This is a genomic window from Pedomonas sp., from assembly GCF_036515995.1.
GTDB lineage: Bacteria > Pseudomonadota > Alphaproteobacteria > Sphingomonadales > Sphingomonadaceae > Pedomonas.
Genome location: NZ_DATBUP010000082.1, coordinates 1 through 4,467 on the forward strand (window position 1 = coordinate 1; position 4,467 = coordinate 4,467).

Below are 4,467 nucleotides of genomic sequence, written 5' to 3' on the forward strand. Positions count from 1 at the left end.
GGACAACCGCCGGTTCATGGAAAACCCCGGCCTCATCGATGCGGGGGTAAAAGACGATCCTCAGCACCCGCTCGCCCGTCCGGACGAGCCCTGCGCCCAGGGCGGTGCGCGACGCCCATGCGCCGGCCGGGCTTGGGGCAGGCCCGGCTTGTCTCTGGCTGCTGGCCGCTCGCTCGACCGCGCGGGCGTCGATCTCGGCGGTCGGTGCGCAGGTGCCTTGCGGCGCCTTGCAGGCAAAGTCGCCCGATACATTGCCGCCCCAGCTTGCGCAGCCTCCGAGTACAAGTGCACCTATGACCGCAAACCACGGTTTCATGCCCGCCCTCCTGCCAGCCAGACCTTGAGTGCCTCGGCACCGAGCGCGCCTTCGGCCACCTGCCCGTCCGATCGGATCAGCACCGGCGTGCCCTGCCAGCCCTGCGCCTGAAAGAAGGCCTCGTTGGCATCAATGAGCCGGGTGTCGCAGCTAGCCCTTGGCGGAAACTTGATCTCTGGATCGCCGCCATAGACGGCCGCCAGCGCTTTGGCCGGGTCCTCCGCGCACATCACCTTTTCGGCGAGCGCCCGGCTGCCCAGAATGGCGATGGGGTATTCCGCAACCCGCGCGCCAAGGTTTGCGAGCGTCTGATGCAGCATCCGGCAGTAGGGGCAGGCAAGATCGCTGAAGACTGCAACCCTCGGGCCATCCTCAGGCCCCCAGCCGATCAGGCCCTTGTCGGGCAGGCTTTCAAGGTCCAGCCGTGCCGGCGCCGGCGCCCGTCTTGCCGTCTCCCCGGCCCTGGGGCCACCGCGGGCGAGCGTGTCGGGCGAGACCTCGAGCAGCCGCGCTGCCGTCAGGTCGGTGCGGGTCTCCAGATCATAGACCCGGCCGATGATGAGATGGCGCGCCTGACTGTCCGTGTAGAAAAGGTTCGAGCCAGCGACGACCTCGCACAGTCCATCGATCGCACGACAATCAACCGACGTGACGTCCGTCTTTGGCAGGCGGGCACCCAGCTGTTTTGTGATCTGCTGCTCGCTCAGCACCCGGTCGGGCGTCTGGAAGTGCGCCCATGCGAGCCCTGCCAGAACACCCAAAACAACGCCTGCCGTGGCAATTACTACACCGCGCCTTAGCGTGGCGCCACTCGCCCATGCCCTCTCTGAAGCCGTCTGTCCGTCCGTCATGACCGTCCCCTACGAGCTTGGTCAAGGGACGCCTCCGCCTGCCACCGGGCCGTCAGATCCGCACGGGTCTGGATATCGTAAACCCGGCCAATAAACAGGTAACGGTTCTTCTGGTCCGTATAATAGAGATCCCGTCCGGCGAGGAATTCGCACAAGCCGGAGACCCTCTGGCAGTTGACGGATGCGATCTTGACGCCAGGAAACTGTTCTTGAAACCGTTTGCGAAGTGCCGCCTCGTCAGGCCTGTGATCTCCAAGGTCTGCGAGATTCCTGGCGATCGTATTTGCAGCATGATTACCGGCCCACAAAAACATCGGGATAACCACCACCACACCAATGACCAGGACACCACCCATTTCGACGATGTTGTGGCCAAAGTCCTTGAACACTTCGATTACACCTCGTCTGGTCATCATGGCTCCCCCCGCACGAATGCGCCGTCCAGGAACACGACTTCAACCTCAAGGCCCGTCGGCATCTCGACGACCGGCTGGTACTGCTCCGCCCGCTCGATCAGATACTTGGCGACCATGTCGCCTGCCGTTGAAATGCCCTGGCCCAGACCGCCCTTGGCAATGTCTCCCGTCGAGAGCTCATCGCGCTTGCCGCCCGTCGAGATGCGCACGCCCGACAGGGCCGCATCTGAATTGGCGGAGAAGCCCCGGCCAAAGCCTCCGGCGATGCCAGCCAGGAACGCCTGGCCGACAAGCGCCCCTTCCCGGCTGACCACCTGACCGCGCACGCCCGTCTTGCCGCCGAACGCCAGAAACCCCTTCACCTCGCTGACGGCGGTGCCGCCACCCGGCTGGTCGCAGGTCAGGCGCTGAAGCTTGACGTAAACCTTCTCGGCGCTGAGATCGCCGCGTGCAGCCCCATTGATGAGGCACCCCTCGATGCGGGTTTTAAGAACCCGGCCGTCCGAGACGACCGAGCGCGCCGGCCCGACGATCCGGAGGACGACCGGCAGCGGATCGGACTGGGAGGAAACCCCGGTCGAGGCATCGACGCCGACCACGACGACTGCTGGCGCATAGCTGTTGGGCGGCAGATAGTCCGGGCTGTCCTCGACAATGAGCGGCGCCGTCTCGGGCCGGCTGGTCTTGAGGCCCGCCGTGTCTTTGGCGGCCCCGCTGAAGGTCAGCATCTTGACCTCGGCGGCCGGCATGCCCGCCATGCCCTGCGGAAGAGGCGAGCCCACAGCCGCCGACCCTGCTCCCCCCACCGGCCGGTAGGGATCAGTGACGTGCGGTGCCTTGGCCGCTGCGGCCGCCTGTGCCCGCAGCGCCTGGTTCTCCGCCTCGTAGGCGGCAATCACCCGCTCGGCATCCTCGCGCGCGGAAGTGTTCTGCTGCCGCACCGTCTCCAGTTCGCCTTTTAATGTCTCGATCGTGCTCCGCTGGCCCTCCAGCTTCTTCAGCCGGTCTTCCGACTGGCGCAGGCGCTGCTCGGACAGCGAGATCCACTCCTTCTGCGAGAGGCTGCGGTTGACGAGCCCGCCCATATCAACGGTGATTTCCTGGGACTGGATTTCATCGGCGCTGCCATCGTCGCTGAAGATCCACCACCCGCATGCCAGAACAAGGACGCCAAGCCCGCCGGCCAGGATCAGGCGCTGCTTTCGCGCCACCTCCTCGTTGACGGATGCAAGGCCCTCGGGCGTCTCTGCCATGACTATTGCCCCCGCTTCTCGACAAGATAGCCAAGCGTCGTCTCGCCCGGCCCCAGTGCCTCGCGGCCGTAGGCAACGGCCAAGGCGTGAGGCGAGGCCAGCAGGCTCTCCGCCAGAGGCACGGTCTCGCGGCCGGTGTTGCGGATCTCGACGACGCGGCCGGCAAGCGCTGCGCCCTCATAAAGGCTGGCAACCCGCAGGCGCAGGTCTCCCCGCCGCTCCGTGCCGCCGGGCGGCTGAATGAGGCGGTAACCCTCGATCACCTGTTGAGCATTCATGGCCTGCATGAGGCGCACGACCGTTGCCTGCTCAGGCGTCTGGCGTTCCCATTTGGCGGCCTTTGCCTCGGCAATGGCCGGATTGGTCAGAAACACCTGCTCGGCACCGATCGCAGTGATCCTGCACAAGAACTTGTAGGTGAAGCCTTTGGTGGTCGTGGCAAAGAAGCTGACCGAGCGCGGCGCATAGAGCTCGGGGATCGAGAGATAGAGATCCCCACGCACCGGCTCGTGCTGCACCGAGAAATCATTATAGGGCTGGCCGGTGCCGACCTTCGAGACGCTGGCGAAGGCATCGTTGGTGAGCGCCAGGCGCGTCAGATCGCGCTGCGAGACCGCGCACTCGACCGTACCATTGTCCGCCACCATCAGGTGCTGGTCGGCCTGCACGGGCGCCGCCGCCCCAAGGCTTGCTGCGCACCACCAGACGATCCGCCTCATGGCCGCTCCTTTCCGTCTGCCGTTATGTCCTCAAAGCCGAGAAGCGAGAGCCGGAAGCCCGCATAGGACCACCTCAGCCGCCAGGTGCGCTTTTCCCTGGAGATGACCTGCCGGCCGACGATGGTCGAGAGCTCGCCCGTCACCTCCGAGGTGAGTGTCTTGGGGTCGACCCTGAGGCTCATCAGCCGGAAGGCCTGGGAGACATCCGAGCCGCGCTGCTCGGCGACCAGTTGCACCAGCTCGGCCTTCACCCGCCCATAGGCTGCAGGGTGAACCAGCGCCAGGATCTCCTCCATCCAGTAGTCGAGGCCTGCAGGCGAGCGGTTGAGCGTCAGGTACGCCACATCCCGCGTCGCCATCTCGAGGTAATCGGCCGAGACATGGGACGAGCTCAATGCGGCGCGCGCCGGCAGCGTCGGCACCAGAACCAGCCGCTCGCTCCGCACAGCCAGAGCCACCACAAGAGCGCCGCACAGAACCGACAGGAGCACGCACAGCGCCAGGAGCCCATTGCGCTGCTTGCGCAGGGTCTGCATCGCAGCAATGGAGATATCCGCCAGCATCGATCTAACCCGCCAGCAGACGACAGTGGGACGGCGGCAGGGCCTTCCACCCCATGACTGACGACGGTACATACCAGTAGCAGACCTGGACCACCCAACCGTGCTGGTGCCTTCCCTTGGCACGTTTTAAAGACAACCAGGTAACCGCCGCCAGACCAAGTCCCAGGAGTATGTGCTGCGTCAGAATCCCCCAGGTGAACGGGACGACCATGGCCAGGAATTCATCGAGCGTCCAAAGCCCGATCAATTCCGGATCGTCCAGTCGCGAGAGGATGAGGTGTTTGTCGGCCATGTCCACCGTCCCCCGTCACGGCCTCAGATGAGTGCCGTAATCGTTGAGGTGACAATG

General features: G+C 65.2%; 6 protein-coding genes and 1 pseudogene. All 7 read right to left on the reverse strand.

Translation table 11 applies throughout. The features are described 5' to 3' along the window. Positions 1–316, reverse strand: a pseudogene (locus VIG90_RS06575) (conjugal transfer protein TraV); the annotation flags it as partial. Continuing rightward, positions 313–1,167, reverse strand: coding sequence for a DsbC family protein (locus VIG90_RS06580; RefSeq protein WP_331592687.1), 855 nt, complete (start codon positions 1,165–1,167; stop codon positions 313–315). The gene VIG90_RS06580 and the pseudogene VIG90_RS06575, both read right to left, overlap by 4 nt. Beyond that, positions 1,164–1,583: a disulfide isomerase DsbC N-terminal domain-containing protein gene (locus VIG90_RS06585; protein WP_331592688.1), complete on the reverse strand. Its 420-nt coding sequence runs from the start codon at positions 1,581–1,583 to the stop codon at positions 1,164–1,166. Before VIG90_RS06585 ends, VIG90_RS06580 begins: the two co-directional genes overlap by 4 nt. Then, positions 1,580–2,836, reverse strand: a complete 1,257-nt coding sequence (locus VIG90_RS06590) for a TraB/VirB10 family protein (RefSeq protein WP_331592689.1) — start codon at positions 2,834–2,836, stop codon at positions 1,580–1,582. The genes VIG90_RS06585 and VIG90_RS06590 overlap by 4 nt, the downstream gene beginning before the upstream one ends. A 2-nt stretch (positions 2,837–2,838) precedes the next feature. Beyond that, complete coding sequence (locus VIG90_RS06595; protein WP_331592690.1) at positions 2,839–3,555, reverse strand: type-F conjugative transfer system secretin TraK; 717 nt, start codon at positions 3,553–3,555, stop codon at positions 2,839–2,841. Beyond that, the gene (locus tag VIG90_RS06600; protein WP_331592691.1) at positions 3,552–4,118 is read right to left on the reverse strand and encodes a type IV conjugative transfer system protein TraE; all 567 of its coding nucleotides are present in this window, start codon (positions 4,116–4,118) and stop codon (positions 3,552–3,554) included. Before VIG90_RS06600 ends, VIG90_RS06595 begins: the two co-directional genes overlap by 4 nt. 4 nt (positions 4,119–4,122) lie before the next feature. Further along, entirely contained in the window at positions 4,123–4,410 is a 288-nt protein-coding gene (traL, locus tag VIG90_RS06605) for a type IV conjugative transfer system protein TraL (RefSeq protein WP_331592692.1), read from the reverse strand. Positions 4,411–4,467: the final 57 nt, after the last annotated feature.